Annotated in this window: 17 protein-coding genes; 8 read left to right on the top strand and 9 right to left on the bottom strand. The window is 68.9% G+C overall.

Annotated features, from left to right (window positions below; genetic code table 11):
* Window positions 1-102: 102 nt before the first annotated feature.
* Together JLI01S_RS01325 and JLI01S_RS01320 are read right to left on the bottom strand one after the other, a co-directional pair.
* Window positions 103-3,279 carry an AAA family ATPase gene (locus JLI01S_RS01325; RefSeq protein ID WP_068258794.1) on the bottom strand — a complete coding sequence of 1,059 codons (3,177 nt, stop codon included), beginning with the start codon at window positions 3,277-3,279 and terminating at the stop codon, window positions 103-105.
* A complete protein-coding gene (locus JLI01S_RS01320) occupies window positions 3,276-4,451 on the bottom strand; it encodes an exonuclease SbcCD subunit D (protein WP_068258792.1) in 1,176 nt (391 codons plus the stop codon). Before JLI01S_RS01320 ends, JLI01S_RS01325 begins: the two co-directional genes overlap by 4 nt.
* Before the next feature lie 390 nt (window positions 4,452-4,841).
* Between JLI01S_RS01320 and JLI01S_RS01310 the strand changes: the two genes are divergently transcribed.
* Window positions 4,842-6,323 (top strand): glutamate-cysteine ligase family protein, encoded by a 1,482-nt coding sequence (locus JLI01S_RS01310; RefSeq protein ID WP_068258788.1) that lies wholly within the window; start codon window positions 4,842-4,844, stop codon window positions 6,321-6,323.
* 6 nt (window positions 6,324-6,329) lie between these two features.
* Here the strand turns inward: JLI01S_RS01310 and JLI01S_RS01305 are convergent, their stop codons facing one another.
* Window positions 6,330-6,926, bottom strand: coding sequence for a histidine phosphatase family protein (locus tag JLI01S_RS01305; RefSeq protein ID WP_068258786.1), 597 nt, complete (start codon window positions 6,924-6,926; stop codon window positions 6,330-6,332).
* An 82-nt stretch (window positions 6,927-7,008) separates the two neighbouring features.
* On the opposite strand from JLI01S_RS01305, the gene JLI01S_RS01300 reads away from it, so the two are divergent.
* Genes JLI01S_RS01300 through JLI01S_RS01290 form a run of 3 tightly spaced genes read left to right on the top strand, consistent with a single transcriptional unit; the run spans window position 7,009 to window position 9,162 of the window.
* Window positions 7,009-7,464: an OsmC family protein gene (locus JLI01S_RS01300; RefSeq protein WP_068258784.1), complete on the top strand. Its 456-nt coding sequence runs from the start codon at window positions 7,009-7,011 to the stop codon at window positions 7,462-7,464.
* A gap of 6 nt (window positions 7,465-7,470) precedes the next feature.
* Window positions 7,471-8,523, top strand: a complete 1,053-nt coding sequence (locus tag JLI01S_RS01295; protein WP_068258782.1) for an ArsO family NAD(P)H-dependent flavin-containing monooxygenase — start codon at window positions 7,471-7,473, stop codon at window positions 8,521-8,523.
* Between the two features lie 18 nt (window positions 8,524-8,541).
* Window positions 8,542-9,162, top strand: coding sequence for an L-threonylcarbamoyladenylate synthase (locus JLI01S_RS01290; protein WP_068258780.1), 621 nt, complete (start codon window positions 8,542-8,544; stop codon window positions 9,160-9,162).
* A gap of 21 nt (window positions 9,163-9,183) precedes the next feature.
* Here JLI01S_RS01290 and JLI01S_RS01285 read toward each other — a convergent pair whose 3' ends face one another.
* Entirely contained in the window at window positions 9,184-10,377 is a 1,194-nt protein-coding gene (locus JLI01S_RS01285) for a glycine C-acetyltransferase (protein WP_068258777.1), read from the bottom strand.
* Window positions 10,378-10,380: 3 nt separating this feature from the next.
* Window positions 10,381-11,421 (bottom strand): L-threonine 3-dehydrogenase, encoded by a 1,041-nt coding sequence (tdh, locus tag JLI01S_RS01280; protein WP_068258775.1) that lies wholly within the window; start codon window positions 11,419-11,421, stop codon window positions 10,381-10,383.
* 298 nt (window positions 11,422-11,719) lie between these two features.
* On the opposite strand from tdh, the gene JLI01S_RS01275 reads away from it, so the two are divergent.
* From JLI01S_RS01275 to JLI01S_RS01265, 3 genes are read left to right on the top strand one after another with little or no spacing between them, the layout of a single operon-like run.
* Window positions 11,720-11,923, top strand: a complete 204-nt coding sequence (locus JLI01S_RS01275) for a hypothetical protein (protein ID WP_068258773.1) — start codon at window positions 11,720-11,722, stop codon at window positions 11,921-11,923.
* A 12-nt stretch (window positions 11,924-11,935) separates the two neighbouring features.
* The gene (locus tag JLI01S_RS01270) at window positions 11,936-12,256 is read left to right on the top strand and encodes a DUF4190 domain-containing protein (protein WP_068258771.1); all 321 of its coding nucleotides are present in this window, start codon (window positions 11,936-11,938) and stop codon (window positions 12,254-12,256) included.
* Window positions 12,257-12,307: 51 nt separating this feature from the next.
* Complete coding sequence (locus JLI01S_RS01265; protein ID WP_084349092.1) at window positions 12,308-13,480, top strand: glycerophosphodiester phosphodiesterase family protein; 1,173 nt, start codon at window positions 12,308-12,310, stop codon at window positions 13,478-13,480.
* Here the strand turns inward: JLI01S_RS01265 and JLI01S_RS01260 are convergent.
* Window positions 13,477-14,601: a methyltransferase domain-containing protein gene (locus JLI01S_RS01260; protein ID WP_068258769.1), complete on the bottom strand. Its 1,125-nt coding sequence runs from the start codon at window positions 14,599-14,601 to the stop codon at window positions 13,477-13,479. The two genes, JLI01S_RS01265 and JLI01S_RS01260, sit on opposite strands and share 4 nt — an antisense overlap.
* Before the next feature lie 147 nt (window positions 14,602-14,748).
* Here JLI01S_RS01260 and JLI01S_RS01255 point away from each other — a divergent pair, with 147 nt between their 5' ends.
* On the top strand, window positions 14,749-16,080 hold the full coding sequence (locus JLI01S_RS01255; RefSeq protein ID WP_068258766.1) for a mechanosensitive ion channel: 1,332 nt from the start codon (window positions 14,749-14,751) through the stop codon (window positions 16,078-16,080).
* 66 nt (window positions 16,081-16,146) lie between these two features.
* Here JLI01S_RS01255 and JLI01S_RS01250 read toward each other — a convergent pair whose 3' ends face one another.
* The 3 genes from JLI01S_RS01250 to betA form a co-directional block, all read right to left on the bottom strand.
* Window positions 16,147-17,775 (bottom strand): AMP-binding protein, encoded by a 1,629-nt coding sequence (locus JLI01S_RS01250; protein WP_068258764.1) that lies wholly within the window; start codon window positions 17,773-17,775, stop codon window positions 16,147-16,149.
* Between the two features lie 144 nt (window positions 17,776-17,919).
* A complete protein-coding gene (gene betT / locus JLI01S_RS01245; protein ID WP_068258882.1) occupies window positions 17,920-19,935 on the bottom strand; it encodes a choline BCCT transporter BetT in 2,016 nt (671 codons plus the stop codon).
* A complete protein-coding gene (gene betA / locus JLI01S_RS01240; protein WP_068258762.1) occupies window positions 19,932-21,692 on the bottom strand; it encodes a choline dehydrogenase in 1,761 nt (586 codons plus the stop codon). The genes betT and betA overlap by 4 nt, the downstream gene beginning before the upstream one ends.
* Window positions 21,693-21,700: the final 8 nt, after the last annotated feature.

Here is a 21,700-nt window from a genome sequence, read left to right as displayed (position 1 = left end):
GGTGGCTCCCGTTCTCTCGGGTCACCCGATGGACCGCCCCTTCGCACGAGTTCATCCTCGTGCGGAGGGGCGGATCTCTTGTCGAGCGGAGAAGGGCGGAGCTCAGGCCACGTCGGTCTCAGGGCCGGCGGCGCCTTCGACATGGACCGTCGACCCGTGCTGGCTCTTGTCGATGCGCACCCGCGTGGTGATCCGGGTGCGCATCTCGGCGACGTGGCTGACGACACCGACTGCTCGGCCGCCATCACGCAACCGGTCGAGCACATCGAGCACCTGCTCGAGGCTGTCCTGGTCCAGGCTGCCGAAGCCCTCGTCGACGAAGAGCGTGCCGAACTCCTGGCCTCCGGACTCCTCTCGGATCGCGTCTGCCAGGCCGAGCGCCAGCGCGAGCGAGGCGGTGAAGGACTCTCCACCCGAGAGCGTGGTCGTGGGGCGACATCGACCGGTCCACAGGTCCTGCACCAAGAGGCCGAGGCCGCCGCGGCGTTGTCCGCGTGCTGACGAGTCATCGTGGGCGAGCTCGTAGCGTCCATCGGCCATGACGGCCAGCCGGTCATTGGCCAGCTCGACGATCCGCTCCAGGCGAGCAGCGAGGACATAGGTCGACAGCCGCATCCGCTTGTCGTTGTCGCTACTCGTGCCGGTGACCAGGTCGGCCATCCGTCGCACCACTGCGGCCTCCTCGGCCGCCGGTCCGAGAGTGGCGCACTCGACCCGGATGTGACCGGCGATGCCAGCGAACTGTCGCTGGGTGGCCGCAGCCGTCGCCTGCCGCTGCCCCGCCTCGTCGGCCCGGGTCCGCGCCGACCGGGCCGCTGCGGTCAAGGCCTCGACATCCGGGGCTTCTTCGGTGAGGGCCGTGACGACATCGTCCTCCTCGAGGACGGCCGTGGCGGCGCTCAGACGACGTTGGTGGTCCTCGACCTGCGCCTGGAGATCGGTGACCTCGCGTCGGGTCCGTGCGGCGGCCAGGACGGACTCGACGTCGGCGAAGTCGTGCCCGCACAATGCCGTCTCGAGCAGGGACGCCGCCTCGTCACGAGTCGAGGTCGCGCGGGTCACCTGACTCGTGGCGGTGACAAGTCGCTCGACGAGCGCGACAACCTCATGGTGGTGACGCGTGGTGGCCGTCAGCGCACGGGACACCGTGTCGGAGGCATCGTCAGCATCCGGATCGGTCAGCCCGCTCTGGGACAGCGCCTCGTCAGGGGAGCCGAGGAGCTCCATGCATGGACAGCCGGCTGCGTGCTCACCCAGCAGCCCACGGAGCCGCTCGAGGGTGGTGGCCCGATGGTCGCCGAGCTGCTCGTCACGGGCGCGCAGGGCGGTGAGTCTCGCCTCGATGGCGCGGACAGCCTCCTCGGTCTGCTCGACGGCTGCGGCGCGTGCCGTGACGTGACGGGCGACCTCATCGGCTCGAGCCGTCACCCGGGAGAGATCCGCCTGCTCCTGCGTGAGAGCCGCGTGCTGCACCACCTCGCGCGCGGACACCGTCTCGTCGTCGACCGCCGCGGCAGCGTCGGGCGCGGCTGGTCCCTCGGGGTCCTCGGTCATGTGCTCGTCGAGCAGCTGGGCGATCTCAGCACGCACGACGTCGAGCCGGGAGGTGGCCTCTGCACGCGCCTGTGCGGCACGCTCGTACTCCGAGGCCATTGCCGATGCCGCCTGCTCGGCCGCGCCGATCTCCTCGGGCGTGACCACACGGGCGGCTCGTGCCGGTTGGGGGTGCTCCGTGGACCCGCACACCGCGCAGGCGTCACCGTCGTGCAGCTGTGCGGCAAGCTCACCGGCCATGTTGTCCAGACGCGCTGTCACGAGATCCTGGACTGCCGCGCGCAGATCCTGGACGCGCTCGCGCAGCGACTGTGCGGAGTCGGTCGCCTCGTGCACCTCGATGGCGGCATGACGCAGTCGGGTACGCGACTCGATGACCTGGGTGAGGGTGCGCAGTCTGGGCGTCAGCTCGTCCAGCCGGGCTCGGGAACGGTCGATCTCGATCTGCTGCAGGGCTGCCTGCTGCGCCTGCTGACCAGCGGAGAGGGCGGCGTGCTGCGCACCCTCGAGGAGCTCGACCTGCTCGGTGATCTGCTGGGCGACTCCACGAGACTCGGATCCCAGCCGGGTCAGGGCCTCAGCGTCGTGCTGGGACCGGGTGAGCAGTACATCGTGCTCCCGAGCCGTCGCCACCCACTCGTCGGGCTCGATCTCACGCAGCGGCGCAGGCAGCGCGGCGAGGATGTCGGCCCGCTCGGCGACGGCAGCAGCGTGGGCAGTCGCTGACCGGGTGTGGGCCTCGATCAGGGGGAGGACCTCTGCCGCGGACTGAGCCCGCCCCAGGGTCGCCCGTCGCGCCTCGTGCTGTGGCGTCGCCTCCTCGAGCGTCGCCAGTGCTTGGCGCGCCACCGTCCCGCGGGTGCGCAGGTCGATGACGCGACGGGCCTGCGTCAGTGCGGAGGCCGCTCGGCCATCGGCCTGCTGGGCCTCGTCGACCCGGGTCATCACCTCGGTCGCATGGGCGTCGAAGACGGCGGCGATGCCCTCCAGGGCGAGGATGAGGGGCGCGGGGGCGAGCTGCGACCACTGGAGGTCCGGCTCCGGCAGCGCGAGGTCCACCGAGGAGAGCAGCTCGACGAGATGGGCCACGTGGCTGCCCAAGCGGGTCCGCGACTCCTTGAGCGAGCTCTCGATCCGCTGTCGACGCTCGACCAGGTGCGCCTCGATGCCGGTGTACTCCGTGATGTCGAAGAGTCGCTCGAGGACCTCACGGCGCTCCTCGTCGCTGGCCCGGAGGAAGGCCGAGAAGTCACCCTGGGGGAGCATCACGACCCGCCTGAACTGGTCCAGTCCCATGCCCAGGAGGTCGTCCAGGATCTGCGCGCTCTCGTCGATGCGGGTACTCACCGTGGTCCAGGAGTGCCCGATGAGCTCCTCGAGCTGGACGCCCGCGGGCTCCGTCGTGGTCCCCGTGCCTCGCTTCTTGGGGCGGTCGTGTGCCGGGTGACGGCGGATGCGCAGTCGACGGGCTGCCAGGGTCAGCTCGAGCTCGACGCGGGTCGGTGCCGACTCCGCGGCGTGCTGGCTGCGCAGGCTGGTGGACAGGCGCTCTCCTGGGACATTGGCATAGAGGGCGAAGCAGATCGCGTCGAGCAGGCTCGTCTTGCCCGAACCCGTCGCGCCGTGGATGAGGAAGAGACCTGCGGAGCTGATCTCCTCCAGATCGAGGTCTATGGTCCCCCCGAAGGGGCCGAAGGCGGTGGCCGTCAGCCGGTGCAGCCTCATGCAGCACCCCGGCGCCGGGTGCGCCCGCGGTCCTCGGCGCGGTCCTGCTCCCGCCGACCGGCCTCGAGCGCGCTGCGCAGCAGCTCGTGCTCGGCCTCGTCGACCTCGGCGCCGTGGCGCACATCGCTGACGAAGTCGCAGCAGACCTCGAGCGGCTCACGTCGGTCGACCCGTGAGGCGTAGCTGCGCACCGGCCGCACCATGCCGGTCGGCTCGAACCGCAGCTGGAGCAGGTGGGGGAAACGGGCACGGAGTCGCTCGAGCGCACCGATGGGCCTGACAGGGTCGGTCAGCGTGATCTGGACCCAGCTCGACTCGGCGCCGGCGTGCTCGCGGCCGCCGAGGACGTCGTCGAGGTCGCCCCGCAGGACGGCCAGCTCGCGGTGGACCGGAGCGGCCACCTGCTCGGTGTGGACCCTGCCGTCGGGCTCGAGGGTCAGCAGCAAGGAGCCCTTGGTGTGGGCCGTCTCGCTGAAGGACATCGCCACGGGGGAGCCGCTGTAGCGCACGGTCCCGCTCACCCGCTGAGGACGGTGCAGATGACCCAGCGCCGTGTAGGCCACGCCGTCGAAGGTGCTGGCCGGAACCATCGCCACTCCGCCGGTCGTGATGTCTCGCTCGGAGTCGCTGGCGGTGCTCCCGCTGGCGAAGCAGTGGGCCATGACCACGGTGCGCGGACCCCGTCCAGCCGCGTCGACCCGGACACGCTCCATCGCCGCACCGAGGACGGCCGTGTGGGAGCGCTCGGTGACGTCCAGGGCGTCGGTGACCGAGGTCGAGGCCGGCTCGAGGTAGGGGATCGGGTAGATCGCCGTGTCGTCGATGACGACGGGCTGGCCGATGGTCCGGGCGTCGGACCTGATGTGCAGCCCGGCACGCGAGAGCAGGTCCGACGCGAAGCCCAGCCGGATGGCCGAGTCATGGTTGCCGCTGGAGAGGATCACCTGGGCTCCGGCGTCGATGAGTCGTGTCGCCGCCTCGGAGAGCAGGCGGACGGCGTCGGGAGGAGGTAGCGCCCGGTCGTAGACATCGCCCGAGACGAGCACCGCGTCGACTGCCTCCTCGCGCACCGTCTGCACCAGGTGATCCACGTACTCCGCCTGCGCATCCAGCAGCCCCACCCCGTGGAAGGAGCGGCCCAGGTGCCAGTCGGAGGTGTGGATCAACTTCATGCACCCCACGCTATGAGGGGACGCTGACAACGCGACGGTGCGACACCCCCTTCGCACGACGAAGGGGTGGGACGGCTCCCCGCACCGTCCCACCTGATCGTGACCCGAACACTCCACGGCGAGGAGATTCGGGGGCAGCGGACGGCTGGTCGCGAGGAGCTGCAGGACGTGGCCCGCCGCGACGAGAGCGAAGAGCACCCACAGCCCGAGCACGAGGACCGCGTCGACGAGAGCTCGGTGCCTGCGCAACCAGCCCTTCACCCGGGCGAAGGGGGCCGGGGGCGAAGTCGGGGTCAGCGCTGCGCGCATCAGACCGTGGTCTGATCCTCGTCACGGGCCCGCACCGTGGGTAGATTCGTCGTCACCAGCCGCTCGGCAAGAGGTGGAGACATGGGCAAGGAAGTCACTGCGCAGAGCTACTCGCGCGAGGAACGCCAGCGCTACCGCGAAAAGGTCCGCCAGAACCTCGACGTCTTCGAGCGCATGCTCAGTGAGAGGGCCTTCGACGACGATGTGCCGCTGACCGGTCTGGAGATCGAGCTCAACCTCATCGACGAGGACCAGCAGCCCGCCTTCGTCAACGACGAGGTGCTCGAGGCCATCGCCGACGCCGAGTACCAGACCGAGCTCGCGCAGTTCAACATCGAGCTCAACGTCGCACCGCGTCCGCTGCCGGGCGACTCCGCGCTCCAGCTCGAGGAGAGTCTGCGCACCTCCCTCAACCGCGCCGAGGGCAAGGCGCGCGAAGCGGGCGCGAGCATCCTGCAGATCGGGATCCTGCCGACGATCCGCCCTGAGCACTTCCAAGGGGAGTGGATCAGCGCCAACAACCGGTACACGGCACTCAACGACTCGATCTTCGTCGCCCGGGGCGAGGACATCGTCATCGACATCGAGGGGCCGACGGGGGAGCGGCTGCACACCTTCGCCGACTCGATCGCACCCGAGTCGGCGTGCACCTCGGTCCAGCTCCATCTCCAGGTCGGACCCGGCCAGTTCGCCGACCACTGGAATGCCGCACAGATCATCTCCGCCCCGCAGATCGCGCTCGCCGCCAACTCGCCCTTCTTCTTCGGGCGGCGGCTGCACGCCGAGACGCGGATCGCACTCTTCTCCCAGGCGACCGACACGCGCCCGATCGAGCTGAAGAACCAGGGCGTGCGGCCTCGGGTCTTCTTCGGCGAGCGGTGGATCACCTCGATTTTCGACCTCTTCGAAGAAAACGTGCGCTACTTCCCGGCACTCCTTGCAGAGACCACCGAGGAGGACCCCGTCGCGGTGCTCGGCGCCGGTGGCACCCCCGAGCTCGGCGAGCTCAACCTGCACAACGGCACCGTGTACCGCTGGAATCGGCCCATCTACGACCCGGGCAACGGTCGCCCGCACGTCCGGGTTGAAAATCGGGTGCTCCCCGCGGGGCCCACGATCATCGACACCTTGGCCAATGCCGCCTTCTACTACGGCTGCGTGCGCACCCTCGCCAACGAGGACCGCCCGATCTGGACGCAGATGTCCTTCCCCGCGGCGCAGGCCAACTTCGAGGCGGCCGCCCGCGACGGCATCAACGCCCGCTTGTACTGGCCGGGGCTCGGCGAGCTCGGTGCCGATGAGCTGACCGTGCGCCACCTGCTCCCGCTGGCCCGCCGGGGTCTGGAGGACTGGGGCGTCTCGGACGCAGTCATCACGCGGTATCTCAACGTCATCGAGGGCCGGTGCACGAGCGGTGTCAATGGCGCGGTGTGGCAGACCGAGTGTGTCCGGCGGCTCGAGGAGGGCGGGCTCGACCGCTCTGCGGCGCTGGCCGAGATGACTCGGCTGTATTCGGAGCACATGCACCGCAACGACCCCGTGCACACGTGGCCGCTGCCTTGAGCGGCCTCAGCAGTTCCAGCTGATGATGCACGGGTCCTCGCGGTGGTGACCCAGCACCGACAGGTGCGCCGCGTCGAAGGTGAGCTGCGCAGCCAGCCGAGGTGAGGTCCTCAGCCACACCGTCGCGAGGATGCGAGAGGTGTGCCCGTGCCCGACGAGGACGACGTCCCCCTGATCGAGATGGGGCCGGACCCGCATGAGCACCCGTGAGGCTCGTGCCGCCACCTCCACGACGGTCTCGCCGGGTGTCTCCCCGGCGACGACGCCGTCGCCGAAGACATCCCAGTCGGTACCGGTGGACTCACGGATCTGCGCGGTGGAGCGCCCTTCGTACCCGCCGTAGTCCCACTCGTGCAGCTCCGGGTCGACTTGCGCGCTCAGCCCGGCGAGCTCGGCCGTGTCCCGTGCGCGCTGCAGGTCCGAGGAGAGCACGTGCACCGGGTCGATCCCCAGCTCCACCAGGCGCTGCCCGGATGCCCGTGCCTGGGACCGCCCGACATCGGTCAGCGGCAGGTCGGTCAGCCCGGTGTGGAGACCATCGCGGCTCCACTGCGTCTCACCGTGGCGAAGGAGGATGAGTCGTCCGGAGGGGATCACAGGCATGCGTTGAGACTAGTCGGGCACGGTCTGCGAGGATCGGACCGAGTGTTCGCAGAGGGACCCTCACCCCAATCTGGAGGTAGGCATGACGAGCGACGAGACGACGGGCGGCACCGGGCCCGGGCACCGCAGCGTGGAGCTGACGCGGCTGGCTCTGGGCAGCTACGAGCTGCGCAATGCGCGCGGTGGCACGATCACCATCGGCGACGGCTCGACCGACGACTTCACCCCGGTCGAGCTCCTGCTCGCGGCGCTGGCCGGGTGCAGCTCGGTCGACGTGGACCACATCACCTCCCGTCGGGCCGAGCCGGACTCCTTCGTCGTCGTCGCCGAGGGGACCAAGGCCTCGACGCCGGAGGACGGCAACCACATGACCGACCTCGAGGTCACCTTCCGGATCGGCTTCCCCGAGGGCGAAGGGGGCGACGCAGCTCGCGCCGCCTTCCCGCGATCGGTGGCCCAGTCGCGCGATCGCCTGTGCACCGTCTCGCGCACCGTGCAGATCGGGACACCGGTCGAGATGACCGCAGAGGACGCCTGAGCCTGTATGCGCCGTGACGTCGACGTCGCGATCGTCGGGGGTGGTCAGGCGGGGCTCGTGACTGCCTATCACCTGCGGCGGCTCGGCATCGAGCACGTCGTCCTCGACGAGCAGCGCGAGCCGGGTGGCGCTTGGCAGGCGACCTGGCCCTCCCTTCGTCTCTTCTCGCCGGCGGCGTACTCCTCGCTCCACGGGTGGCCCATGCCACCTCACCCGGACACCTTCCCGCCCGTCGATCATGTGATCGCCTACCTGCGCGCCTACGAGGAGCACTACGACCTGGCGGTGGAGCGTCCCGTGACCGTCCGCGATGTGCGCGCGGCGCCCGATGGGCTCACGGTGGTCACCGATCGTGGCGACGTGCGCGCGAGACATGTGGTCAGTGCCACCGGCACGTGGTCGGCACCCTTCGTACCCCTCGTCGAAGGACAGGCCAGCTTCGCCGGTCGCCAGCTGCACAGTGCCCACTACCGCGGTCCCGCAGACTTCGCCGGCCAGCGAGTCGCCGTCGTGGGCGGCGGCAACTCCGGGGTCCAGATCACCGCAGACCTCCTTGGTACCGCAGAGCGCGTCTCGCTGGTCTCGGCCCGACGGCTGCGTTTCCTCCCTGACGACGTCGACGGGAGGCACCTCTTCGACCGGGCCACCGCCCGGCAGCACGCCGTGGACCCCGAGACGATGGAGGCGGAGTTCGTCGGCAACATCGTCGCCTTGCCCCGGGTGCGCGAGGCCCGGGCCCAGGGTGCCCTTCGGGTCCGGGCGATGTTCGACCGGATCGTCCCCGACGGAGCCGTCATCGGCCGCGACCTGCTCGAACTCGACGCGATCATCTGGTGCACCGGGTACCGCCCGGCGCTGCGCCACCTGCGGTCGCTGCGGCTGCGCACCTCCGACGGCCACCCGGAGGTCGTGGACAACCGGGCGGTGAGGGATCCGCGGGTGTCCTTCGTGGGGTACGGCGACTGGACGGGTCCAGCGTCCGCGACCCTCATCGGCGTGGGCCGGACCGCCAAGAGGTTGGCGGCACAGTTGTCGCAGGAGCTGGGCACAGCGGCCTGAGGGTCCTAGGGTGGCGCCATGGCCACCTTCGTCGAAGTCCACCCCGACAATCCCCAGCCCCGCACCGTCGGCCAGGTCGTCGAGCGAGTGCGAGAGGGCGACCTCGTCGCCTTCCCGACCGACTCCGGCTATGCCCTCGGTGGGCGACTGGACGACCAGGCGATCAAGGACCGCATCCGCGACATCCGCCAGCTGGACGACAAGCACCACTACACGCTGCTGTGCGCGGACTTCGCCCAGCTCGGACAGCTCGTCCTCATCGACAACTCGATCTTCCGGGCCATCAAGTCCGCGACTCCCGGGCCGTACACCTTCATCCTCCCGGCGACCAAGGAGGTGCCCAAGCGGCTGCTCCACGCGAAGAAGAAGACGGTGGGTGTGCGCATCCCCAGCCATCCGCTGTCGCGGGCTCTGCTCGACGGCCTCGGAGACCCCATGCTCATCTCCACCCTGATCCTGCCGGGGGAGGATCAGACCCCGACCTTCGGGTGGGACGTCAAGGAGGCCCTCGACCACCAGGTCGACATCGTCGTCGACGCCGGTGAGGTGAGCACCGAGCCGACGACCGTCGTCGACCTGTCCTCGGGCGAGGCCGTCATCGCGCGGTACGGAGCAGGCGACCCGGCCCCCTTCGAGTGAGGAGCCGGACCACCGCTGCCGTCAGTCCGTGCCCAGGACCTCGGAGCGCGCCGCGATGAAGGCCCGCACACACGTGCGCACGTCCTCCTCGCTGTGGGCCGCAGAGAGCTGCACCCGGATCCTGGCCTGGCCCTGGGGGACCACCGGATAGCTGAAGGCGATGACGTAGACGCCGTGCTCGAGCATCACGTCCGCGATCTGCGCGGCCTGACGGGCACCGTCCTCCCCGGGAAACATGACGGGGGTGATCGGGTGGGTGCCCGGCAGGAGGTCGAAGCCGGCCTCGGTCATCAGCTCGCGAAACATCGACGTGTTGCGCCGCAAGGCCGCGCGGCCGTCATCGGCATCGCGAGCGATCTCGATCGCCTTGAGCGAGCCTGCTGCCACGACGGGAGCGACCGCGTTGGAGAAGAGGTACGGACGTGACCGCTGCCGCAGCAGTGCCACCACCTCGGCGGGACCGGTGACGTAGCCGCCGCTGGCACCGCCCAGGGCCTTGCCGAGGGTGCCCGTGATGAGGTCGACGCGGTCCATGACGCCACACGCCTCGGGTGTGCCGCGCCCGCCGTCGCCGACGAAGCCCACGGCGTGCGAGTCGTCGACGAGCACCATGGCGCCGTACTCCTCGGCGAGGTCGCAGATCTGCTCCAGGGGGGCGAGGTAGCCGTCCATCGAGAAGACGCCGTCGGTGACGATGACGGTGCGGCGTGCCCCCTGGGCCGCCTCGAGCTGCAGGCGCAGATCGTCCATGTCGGCATTGGCGTAGCGGTACCGGGAGGCCTTGGACAGGCGGATGCCATCGATCAACGAGGCGTGGTTGAGCGCGTCGGAGATGATCGCGTCACCCTCGCCGAAGAGCACCTCGAAGACGCCGCCGTTGGCGTCGAAACAGCTCGAGTAGAGGATCGTCTCCTCCCTCTGCAGGAAGTCGGAGATGCTCGCCTCCAGACGGGTGTGCAGCTCTTGGGTGCCGCAGATGAAGCGCACGCTCGCCATGCCGAAGCCCCACTCCTGCAAGGCTGCCGACGCAGCATCCCGGACGTCGGGGTGGTCGGCGAGCCCGAGGTAGTTGTTGGCGCAGAAGTTGATGGCCTGCGCCTTGGTCGTCGTGATGTGGGCCTGCTGGGGGCTGGTGAGCTCTCGCTCGGCCTTCCACAGGCCCGCGTCGCGGATCTCCTGCAGGGTGGCCGTGAGGTCGTCCTTGATCGTGTACATGCGTCAGCTCCAGTCCATGATGACCTTGCCGCACTCTCCCGAGGCGGCTGTGGTGAAGGCGTCCTGCCATTGCTCCGCCGGAAATCGGTGGGTGATGACCGCGGAGATCGCCTCGCGCAGCGCCGGCGAGGTCGAGAGCATCGAGCTCATCGTGTACCAGGTGTCGTACATCTCCCGTCCGTAGATGCCCTTGATGGTGATCATGTGGGTGATGACCTTGCCCCAGTCGATCGAGTAGGGGTCCTTGGGCAGGCCCAGCATGGCGATGCGGCCGCCGTGGTTGAGGTGGTCGAGCATGTCCGCCACGGCCGGCGGAGCACCTGACATCTCGAGCCCGACGTCGAAGCCCTCCTTCATCCCCAGCTCACGCATCGCCTCGCCGAGGTTGGACCGGCCGGCATTGACGAGCAGGTCGGCACCGGCGCTTTGCGCCAGCTCGAGACGGGTGTCGGACAGGTCGGTGACCGCGATGTAGCGGGCTCCGACGTGGCGTGCGACGGCTGCGGCCATGACGCCGATCGGTCCGGCTCCGGTGATGACCACGTCCTCGCCCGCGAGGGGGAAGGACAGCGTCGTGTGGACGGCATTGCCCAGCGGGTCGAAGACGGCACCCAGGTCCGGGCCGATGTCGTCGTGATGCACCCAGGTGTTGTCCGCGGGGATGACGACGTAGTCGGCGAAGGCGCCGTCGCGGTTGACCCCGACGCCGATGGTGTTGATGCACAGGTGGCGTCGCCCGGCGCGGCAGTTGCGGCAGCTGCTGCACACGAGGTGGCCCTCACCGGAGACCCGGTCACCGATGGCGACGGAGGTGACGCCGGGACCCGCCTCGTCGACCTCGCCGTAGAACTCGTGACCGATGACCTGTGGAGTGCTCGGGACCGCTCCGGCAGCCCAGTCGTCCCATCCGTGCAGGTGGAGGTCGGTGCCACAGAGACCTGCCCGGAGGACCCGGATCCTCACCTCGCCGTCCCCGGCATGTGGCTCGGGGACATCGACCAGCTCGAGGCCGGGTCCCGGTCGGGGTTTGACCAGTGCGCGCATCAACTACTCCTGTCGAGAGGGGTGCGGGGGTGACCGCGGTCACGACAGTATCGACCCGTGGCCGGGAGGGCAGTCCTCCCCATGTGCGTCTCTGCCTCGCCCGCCTACGCTGAGCAGCATCATGAGCATGCCGCCCCTCCCTCCGTCGTCGGGATACCAGCCTCCGCCTCCTGGGTATCACGCTCCGTACGCGGGTCAGCCGTCTCCATACGGGGGACCGCCGAACCCTCATGCATGGACACCCCCGATCAGCCATCCCCGAGCCACGACCGCGTTCACGCTGGCGCTCATCGGCTTCATGCTCTGCGTCTTCACCTGCCCCGTGGCCTGGTACATGGGCCACACGGCAGGGCGGGACATGGACGCCCAGCCGGGTGTGTTCTGGGCCAACCGGGACCACGCCAAGATCGGCAAGATCCTCGGGATGGTCGGGACCCTCTTCTTTGGCGGCCTCTTCGTGCTGTGGTCGGGCGCGATGATCCTGAGCATCGTCGCCAGCTAGCGTGGTCGCATCATGACGCAGCCTCCTCAGCTCCCACCCCCGTCGCCCTTCCCCGTCCAGCGCAGCCACGGCAATGCCACGGCAGCCATGGTGCTGGGCATCGTCGGCCTGACGCTCGTGCCGGGCGTCGGCATCGTCGCGTGGGTCCTCGGGGCCAAGGCGCTGGAGGAGATCGACGCACACCCGGAGGCAGGCTGGACCAACCGGGACCACGCCAAGGTCGGCAAGATCACCGGGATCGTCGGCACGGTCTACTTCGTCGGGCTGGTGCTCTTCGTCTGCTGCTACTTCGGATTCCTGATCTCCATGGTCGGCTGGTCCTCCACCTCCTGAGCCCGGCCCGCACCCTGTCGCGGAACCCGTTGACTCGCTAGGGTCACGAGGGTGCGCACAGCCATCGTCGCCTCGTTGTCCACCCTCCTCCTCGCCGTGGGCACGACCACGGCCGCATCCGCGCCCGCCACGGACAACCCGTGGCTCGGTCAACGGGTCATGGACATGGCGCACTCCGGTGGTGAGGACGAGGCACCGATGAACACCATGTACGCCTTCGAGCGAGCCGAGTCCCTCGGCGCCGACATGCTCGAACTCGACGTGCAGGTGACTGCGGACGACGACCTGGCGGTCATCCACGACGCGACGGTCGATGACTCGACGGACCACACGGGGCGCGTCGACTCCTACACGATGGACCAGCAGCGGGCGATGGACGCAGCCCACTGGTTCGTCCCCGGCCGCAGCACCGTGCACGACGACCCATCGGCGACGTACCCCCTGCGCGGCGCGCGACACGGCGATGTGGTCGTTGACGGCCACGAGCCAGCTGACTTCGGCATCGCCTCGCTCTCAGATGTCCTCGAGCGCTTCCCCGCCACACCGGTCAACATCGAGATCAAAGGCACGGGGACTCCGCAGTCCTTCCTCGACACGGCGCAGGTGCTCGGCGAGCGGCTGCAGGGCACGGACCGACGTGACCTCATCGTGGGCTCCTTCTCCGACGATGCCTTGATGCGCTTCCACGAGCTGGCCCCGGCCATCGACATGTCGGCGGGGCAGGACGCGATGATCGGCTACTACCTGTCGGGCACTCCGCTGCCCGAGGGCGTCGTCGCGCTGCAGGTGCCCATCACCTACTCCGGCATCCGGGTGGTCAACCGTGACTTCGTCGATCGCGCCCACCGCGACGGCTACGCCGTCCACGCATGGTTCAGCGGCAGCGCGCCGGATGATGCCGCGACCTACGCGCAGGTGATCGGCACCTGCGTCGACGCCCTCATGCCGGCCCGACCGTCCGTGCTCGAGGAGGTCTTCAACGACCTGGGGACGGAGCGCCCGGCACCGGGTGGCACGGCGCCTCGAGCAGAGTGCGCACCGGACACGGATCCCGAGCCCACGGATCCTGAGCCAACCACCCCCGAGCCGAGCTCACCGTCGCCCACGACACCGACATCCACGCCGCCGCCCGCCACGGATCCCGGCGACGACACCCCCTCGACGGTTGCACCGCAGGAGCCGGAGCGCCCCGCGATCGTGCAGACCGATGGATGGGTGCTCTAGGTCCTCTCGAGCAGCACCATGACCTCGTGGTGTCGCGTCTGCGGAAACATGTCGAAGAAGCGGGCTCGGGTCACCCGGTAGCCGGGGAGCTCGGACAGGTCGCGCGCGAGGCTCACCGCATTGCAGCTGGAGTAGACGAGGTGGTCGGGTGCGGCGGACTCGATGGCCGCGCACAGGTCACTGCCGACGCCCCGCCGGGGTGGGTTGAGCACCACCAGCTCGTGGTCGAGGGCGCTCAGCCCTCTCGCGTCTGCCGCCTCGAAGTCGACGTCCACGCCGAGCTCGCTCGCGGAGCGTCGGGCGCTGGCGACGGCGTCGGCGGACACCTCCACCCCGTGGACCCGTCGGTCGCGCCCGGGCGCCAGTGCTGCGGTGAGTGCGAACCCGCCCACCCCGCAGTACAGGTCGAGGACGCTCGCCGGGTCGATCTCGGTGATCCAGCCGCGGGCCTGCCGGTACAGACCGGTGGCGACGAAGGTGTTGGTCTGGAAGAAGCTGCGTGGACGCAGGTGCAGGGTGATGTCGTCCAGCCGCATGGGCAGCGTCTCGTGCTCGGTGAGGACGATCTCCTCCTCACCCTCCAGGACCGCCTTGTGCTCGGGCTGGATGTTGACCGAGACCACGCGCAGACCGGGGACGGCAGCATGCAGGTCGTCGAGCCCCCGCCGAACACGGGGCAGCTGGCCGGGCGAGCGCAGCACGAAGCGCACCATGACCTCGCCGTCGGGTGACCCGGTGACGATCAGGTGCTTGAGCTCACCCTGCCGAGCCGGGACGTCGAAGGGGGCCAGGCCCAACTCCGCGACTACCGGCAGCAAGCTGTCCAGCGCGTCCGCGAGCGCCGGTGTGTACAGCCCGCACTCGGGGAGGGGTACTCCCCTCAGGTCGGCGTCGAGGATGCCGAAGGTCGGCGCCTCCTTCGTCCCGCCGACCGCGAGCTTGGCCTTGTTGCGGAAGCCGGACGCCGGACCGACCAGGGGAGTGGACCACTGCTCGTGGGTCACGTGGTCGGCCAACCGGTCAGCGACCTCAGCGGCCAGCTCGTCGACCTGGGTCGCATAGGGGACTCCCATGAGGGTGCATGAGCCGCACTCGCCGGCGTCGAAGTGTGGGCAGTTCACCGCTCAGCCACTCCCTCCGCCTGTGTCCCAGTGCATGTGATCACCCTAACCATCGGGAAACGGTGACTTCCTCACCCGGCGCACGGCGCCGAAGGTCGTTACGGTCGCAGGGTAGGAAGTACTTCAGAACGTCAATGGGAGGACATCATGCAAGCGCAGAACTTCCTCAACGACATCGAGTGGGCGGGGTTGCTGGGCAAGGCCCTGTCTGCCCTGGCCATCCTTGTCGTCACGTGGTTGGTGGCGATGATCGTCAAGTCGCTGTTCACCAAGCTCTCCAGCAAGGTTCCCGCCCTCCAGCGGGCCGGCTCGGACGGTGCCAGCGTCGGCACGACGCTCGGCTCCATCGGGTCGCTCATCGTCTGGATGCTCGGACTCGTCGCGATCCTCCAGGTCCTGGGTCTCAACCAGGTCCTCGCGCCCATCCAGGGCATGGTCGACGGGGTCCTCGGCTTCCTGCCCAACCTCATCGGCGCGGGCATCGTCTTCTTCGTCGGTGCACTGCTGGCCAAGGTGGTCCGTCAGCTCGTCCAGACGGCCCTGGCCGCACTGCCCTTCGACAAGTGGCTCAAGACGGCTGGCTCCAAGGCCGGCTCGATCCCCGGTGCTCCGGCAACAGCCCCTGCCGGACCGCCCCCGCCGCCCCCGGGCCAGCCCGCCGCGCCGCACGCGCAGCACCAGGGCCAGCCGCAGCCGCCCGCCGGTTACGGCGCCGTGCCTGCCGGTGCTCAGGGTGCTGGCACGTCGATCCCCAAGACGGTCGCCACCGTCATCTACGCGCTCATCATGATCGTCGTGACCATCGCCGCCCTGCAGATCCTGGGCATCGAGTCGATCTCCCGTCCGGCGGAGCAGATGCTCCAGTCGATCTTCGACGCGATCCCGCTGATCATCGCGGCCGGCCTCATGCTGGCGCTGGGCATCTTCATCGCCAAGTTCGCCGGTGACATCATCGAGCAGATCCTCGACGGTGTCGGGGTGGATCGTCAGCTCGCCGAGCTGGACGTGCTGCCCGCCGGCACCAAGGTGGTCCCGGTCATCGCCAAGGTGGCGCAGATCGCGATCGTGCTCTTCTTCGCGGTCATGGCAGCGCAGTTGCTGAACTTCCCGCAGATCACGAGGTTCCTCAGCGAGGTCCTCAGCCTCGGTGGCAAGGTCATCTTCGGTGCAGCGATCATCGCTGCCGGCTTCTTCGTCGCCAACCTGCTGGCGAAGATGCTGTCCGGTGTCGGGGCGACGATCGTCAAGTACGCCACGATCGTGCTCTTCGTCGCGATGGGCCTGAAGTACATGGGCATCGCGGACTCGATCATCGAGCTCGGCTTCGGTGCCCTCGTCGTCGGTGGCGCGGCAGCAGCCGCCCTCGCCTTCGGCCTCGGTGGTCGCGACGCGGCCGCCCGTCAGCTGGACCGCCTCTCGGCCAAGGCCGAGGCGCAGCCCACACAGGCTCCGCAGCAGGGTGACACCCAGCAGCTCTGACCAGCCGCTGGACCACATGACGAAGGGTGGTACTCCCGATCGGGGGTACCACCCTTCGTCATGTGGTCACGAACCGAGCAGCTGCTGGGCCTGCTCTCGCATCTCGATCTTGCGCACCTTGCCGGTGACGGTCATCGGGAAGGCGTCCGTGACGTGCACGTACTTCGGGATCTTGTAGTGGGCGAGCTTGCCGGACGCGAACTCCCGCACGTCGTCGGCGGTCAGCGCCGCAGCGCCCTCGCGGAGCACGACCCAGGCCATGAGCTCTTCGCCGTACTTGTCGTCCGGGACGCCGATGACCTGGACGTCCGCGATGTCGGGGTGGCTGTAGAGGAACTCCTCGACCTCGCGCGGGTAGATGTTTTCGCCGCCACGGATGACGAGGTCCTTGATCCGACCGACGATGTTGACGTACCCGTCCTCGTCCATCGTCGCCAGGTCACCGGTGTGCATCCAGCGGGCAGCATCGATCGCCTCCGTGGTCTTGTCCGGCTGGTCCCAGTAACCCAGCATCACGCTGTAGCCGCGGGTGCACAGCTCGCCGGTCTCGCCGCGGGGGAGGGGGACGCCCGAAAGCGGATCGACGACCTTGGACTCGATGTGCGGCATCGAGCGCCCGACGGTCTCGGTGCGCCGGGCCAGGTCGTCATCGGTGCGGGTCATCGTCGACACCGGTGAGGTCTCGGTCATGCCATAGCTGATGGCGACCTCGGTCATGTTCATCTGCGCCACCACGCGCTTCATCACCTCGACCGGGCAGATGGAGCCGGCCATGATGCCGGTGCGCAGCGTGCTCAGGTCGTGGTCGGCGAAGTCGGGAAGGTCGAGCTCGGCGATGAACATCGTCGGGACGCCGTAGAGCGAAGTGCAGCGCTCCTGCGCGACCGCTCGCAGCGTGGCACCCGGGTCGAAGGACGGCGCCGGGATGACCATGCAGGCCCCGTGCGAGGTGGCCGCGAGATTGCCCATGACCATGCCGAAGCAGTGGTAGAAGGGCACCGGGATGCAGATGCGGTCCGCCTCGGTGTAGTCGATCATCTCGCCGACGAAGTAGCCGTTGTTGAGGATGTTGTGGTGGCTGAGCGTCGCCCCCTTGGGGAACCCCGTGGTGCCGGACGTGTACTGGATGTTGATCGGGTCGTCGGGCGTCAGGGAGGCGCCGCGCTCGGCGAGCTGCTCGTCGGTCACGGAGGCGTCGCCCGCGGCGAGCGCGTCCCACGTCGGGTCCCCGACGTAGACGACCTCGCTCAGGCCGGGAGTCTCCGAGCGGGCTTCCTCCACCATCGCGCGGTAGTCGGAGGTCTTGTGCGACACCGCGCTCACGAGCATCCGCATCCCCGACTGGTTGACCACATAGGTCAGCTCGTGCGTGCGGTAGGCCGGGTTGACGTTGACGAGGATCGCGCCGATCCGCGCGGTGGCGTACTGCAGGATCGTCCACTCGGGGCAGTTGGGCGCCCAGATGCCGATGCGGTCGCCAGCGGCCACCCCCTTCGCCATCAGTGCCTTGGCCACGGAGTCCACGTCAGCGAGCAGCTCGCTGTAGGTCCACCGGCGTCCGCTCGGTACATCAACGAGAGCTTCACGCTGGCCGTGGAGCGCCACGGTGCGCTCGAGGTTGGCCCCGATCGTGTCTCCCAGCAGGGGTAGCTCGGAGGTTCCTGACGTGTACGAAGGGAGAGTGGCTGCGGTCATTCGGGTCCTCCTGGAGATCGCCTCATTGCGAGGTCTCCACGATGCCACGACTCTGGCGATCGGACACCGGCTGGGGACGGGCCCGCCCACGTGAGTGGACGGGCCTGCGCCATCGGCTCGACGGGAGTCGACCCCGTTGACCGCTCAGGGGTGCTCAGCAAGCACCTCTGCGCTGGACCACCTCTCGAAGTGGTCGAGGACGTCGTGACAGACCTCTTCAGCGCTGTAGCCGAAGACGTCGTAGCCGCCGCCGGTCGGCAGGGCCACCTCGAGCCTGGTCGTGCGGTCGTCGGCTTCGATCATCCGGGTGCCGTAGCTGGGTGCGGCCACCCGGTGGGCCCGCACCGACCAGGTGAAGGGCGCCGGACCCTTACCCACGACGAGACGGGCTGAACCAGGCACCGTGGCACCGCCGTCGCCCACCTCGACGCGAGCCGTACGGCCCTCGCTCTCCATGGCCTCGGCCACCTCGTGGAGCGCCGGTACGACCACGGAGGTGAGTCGCTCGTTGGCCCGCTTGAGGCTGACGGTCCCGAAGGTGGTGGCCACGCGGCGGCGCCACGACCCCTGGTGACCGCTCTCCCGGCCAGCGAGATGGCTCGTCAGCGAGAGGCGTGCGGCACTGACCTGGGTGCGTTCGGCCTCGAGTGCCTTGTACAGCCCGATCATGACCAGGACCATGACGACGGCGAAGGGGAGACCCATGACGATCGTCGCGTACTGCAGTGCCACGATCCCCCCGACCAGAAGCATCGCGATGGTGAGCACCCCTGTCGCGGCAGCCCACCCGATGCGCAGCCAAGGACTGGCGTCGGTCTCGCTGTCGGGCAGGTCGGAGCTGAGGTTGGCCATGACGAGCGCACCCGAGTCGGCTGACGTCACGTAGAAGAGCAGTCCGACGAAGGTCGCCAGACCAACCAGGAACCACGCACCCGGGTACTGCTGGAGCAGGCTGTAGAAGCCCTGCTCCGGGGCGCTGGTCGCGAGCTCGCCGAAGGCCTTGTCCCCGTCGGCGATCTGCTTGACCGCGGAGTTGCCGAAGATCGAGACCCACATGACGATGTAGGTGAAGGGGATCGTCAGGGTGCCGAGCATGAACTGGCCGATGGTGCGCCCCTTGGAGATGCGCGCGAGGAACATGCCCACGAAGGATGCCCACGCGATCCACCACGCCCAGAAGAAGAGCGTCCACAGGCTCATCCACTCCGTCGGGTGGTCGAAGGCCATCGTGTCGAGGGTCATCCCGGGGAACATCGAGACGAAGTCACCGACATTCATCGTGATGGCGCGCAGGAGGAAGGCCGTGTCTCCGGTGACGAGGACCCACAGCGCGAGGAGGATCGCGAGGAGCACGTTGAGCTGGCTGAGCAGGCGGATGCCCCGGTCCACACCGGTCGTGGCCGAGGTGGCAGCGACCGCGACCGCGAGGACCACGAGAGCGACCTGGGCCGGGATGCCCTGCGGGACATCGAACATGACGCCCAAACCGACGTTGAGCATGACGACGCCGATGCCGAGTGACGTCGCGACACCGAAGATCGTGCCGAGCACAGTCGCGATGTCGACGGCGTCACCGATCGGACCTCGGATGCGCTTGCCGAAGATCGGGTAGAGCGCGGAGCGGACGGCCAGCGGCAACTTCTTGCGGTGGGCGAAGTAGCCCAGGGCAACGCCCATGAGGGCGTACATGCCCCAGCCGGTGATCCCGTAGTGGAAGAGCGTCCAGACGGTGGCCTCGCGGGCTGCCTCGACGGACCCGCCCTGTCCCTGCGGCGGAGCCAGGTACTGGCTCGCCGGCTCGGCGACGGCGAAGAACATCACATCGGTGCCGATGCCTGCTGCGAAGAGCATCGACGCCCAGGCGAAGGTGGAGAACTCCGGCCGGTCCTCGTCGTCCCCGAGGCGCACTCTGGCGTACCGGACCCCCACGTAGATGACGAAGACGAGGACGATCGTGGCGAGGGCGATGTAGAACCACCCGAACCAGTTGGAGATCCAGCCGACGAGGTCAGCGAGAGTCGCCTCGGCCCTCGCCGGCGCGATCAGGGCCCACGCCGCGACGATCATCGTCACAGCACCGGAGACGAGCAGGACGGAGACCTTGACGCGCGGCCTCGCCGGACGCTCGTCGACCTGGCGGGGGTCGATGTCGGTGCTCACCGGCCGGCCCCCTTCGCCTCGGCGTCCCGCAGGACGCGCGACGCGCTCGGCAGGTCGGTCCGCGCGTCCCACGCAGCATTGCGTGGGTCACCCTCCGGGTAGAGCGGCATGCCCTGACCAGCGCGGTACAGGGGCGGGCTCTCGGGGGCCAGCGGAGTGTTGCCGGCGATGAGATCGGCGGCCTTCTCCGCCACCATCATCACGGGCGCGTAGATGTTGCCGTTGGTGATGGTCGGGAAGACGGACGCATCGACGACCCGTAGACCCTCTGTCCCGTGGACCCGCATGGAGGCGGGATCGACGACCGACATCGCGTCGGTGCCCATCTTGGCCGAGCAGGAGGGGTGCAGGGCCGTCTCGGCGTCCTTGGCGACCCAGTCGAGGATCTCCTGGTCGGTCTGGACGCTCGGACCGGGCGAGGTCTCACCACCGTCGAAGGGGGCGAAGGCCGGCTGGTCGAGGATGTGTCGCGCTGCGCGCACGACCTCGATCCACTCGCGGCGATCCCTCTCGGTGGACAGGTAGTTGAAGCGGATCGCTGGCTTGTTGAAGGGATCGGCATCCTTGATCCTCAGGCTGCCGCGCACATCGGAGTTCATCGGCCCGATGTGCACCTGGTAGCCGTGCTTGCCCTCAGACGGGGTGCCGTCGTAGCGCACGGCGATCGGGAGGAAGTGGAACATCAGGTTGGGGTAGGCGACCTCGTCGTTGGTGCGGATGAAGCCACCGCCCTCGAAGTGGTTGGAGGCACCGACACCACGGTTGAGGAAGAGCCACTCGGCCCCGATGTACGGCGCCTTCCACTTCTTCAGCCACGGAGCGATGGACACGGGCTGCAGGCTGACGTGCTGCAGGTAGACCTCCAGGTGGTCCTGCAGGTTCTCGCCGACGCCCGGCAGCTCGATGTGCGGCGTGACCCCGGCGGTGCGCAGCGTCTCCGGGTCGCCGACACCAGCGAGCTGGAGCAGCTGCGGGGAGTTGAAGGCTCCACCACAGAGGATGACCTCGCCGGCATCGACGGAGTGCTTGCGCTTGTTGGCGCGGACGTAGTCGACGCCCGTCACGCGGTTGCCCTGCCACCGCAGACCGGTCACGGTCGCCAGTGTGGTGATGTGCAGGTTCTTGCGGTCTCGGATGGGACGCAGGTACGCCCGTGAGGCGGACATCCGGCTGCCCTTGTAGACATTGCGGTCGAAGGGGGCGAAGCCCTCTTGTCGATAGCCGTTGACGTCGTCCGTGCGCGCGAAGCCCGCCTGGGTGGTGGCCTCGAAGAAGGCCTGGAAGAGCGGGCTCTCGGCGGGGCCACGCTCGAGCTTGAGGGGACCGGCCCCACCACGCCATGCATCCGCGCCTGCCGTCGTGGTCTCCATGCGCTTGAAGTAGGGAAGGCAGTGCGCGTAGTCCCACTGGTCCATCCCGTCGAAGGAGGCCCAGGCGTCGTAGTCACCGGGATTGCCCCGCTGGAAGATCATGCCGTTGATGCTCGAGCTGCCCCCGAGGACCTTGCCTCGCGCGTGCTTGACGCGGCGGCCGTCCAGGTAGGGCTCCGGCTCGCTCTCGTAGGCCCAGTCGTAGAGGGGGTTGCCCGCCGGAAACATCAGCGCGGCGGGCATGTGGATCAAGGGATCGGCGATGAAGTCGGCCCGACCGGCCTCGAGGACGAGCACGGTCGTGCTCGCGTCGCTGCTGAGTCGGTTGGCCAGCGCCGAGCCGGCAGATCCTCCGCCGACGATGACGTAGTCGTAGCGCTTTGTCATGGTGGTGT

Origin of the sequence: Janibacter limosus NBRC 16128 (assembly GCF_001570985.1) — a bacterium.
GTDB lineage: Bacteria > Actinomycetota > Actinomycetes > Actinomycetales > Dermatophilaceae > Janibacter > Janibacter limosus.
Note: the sequence above shows the minus strand (reverse complement) of the source record. Positions and strands in the feature narration are given on the sequence as shown.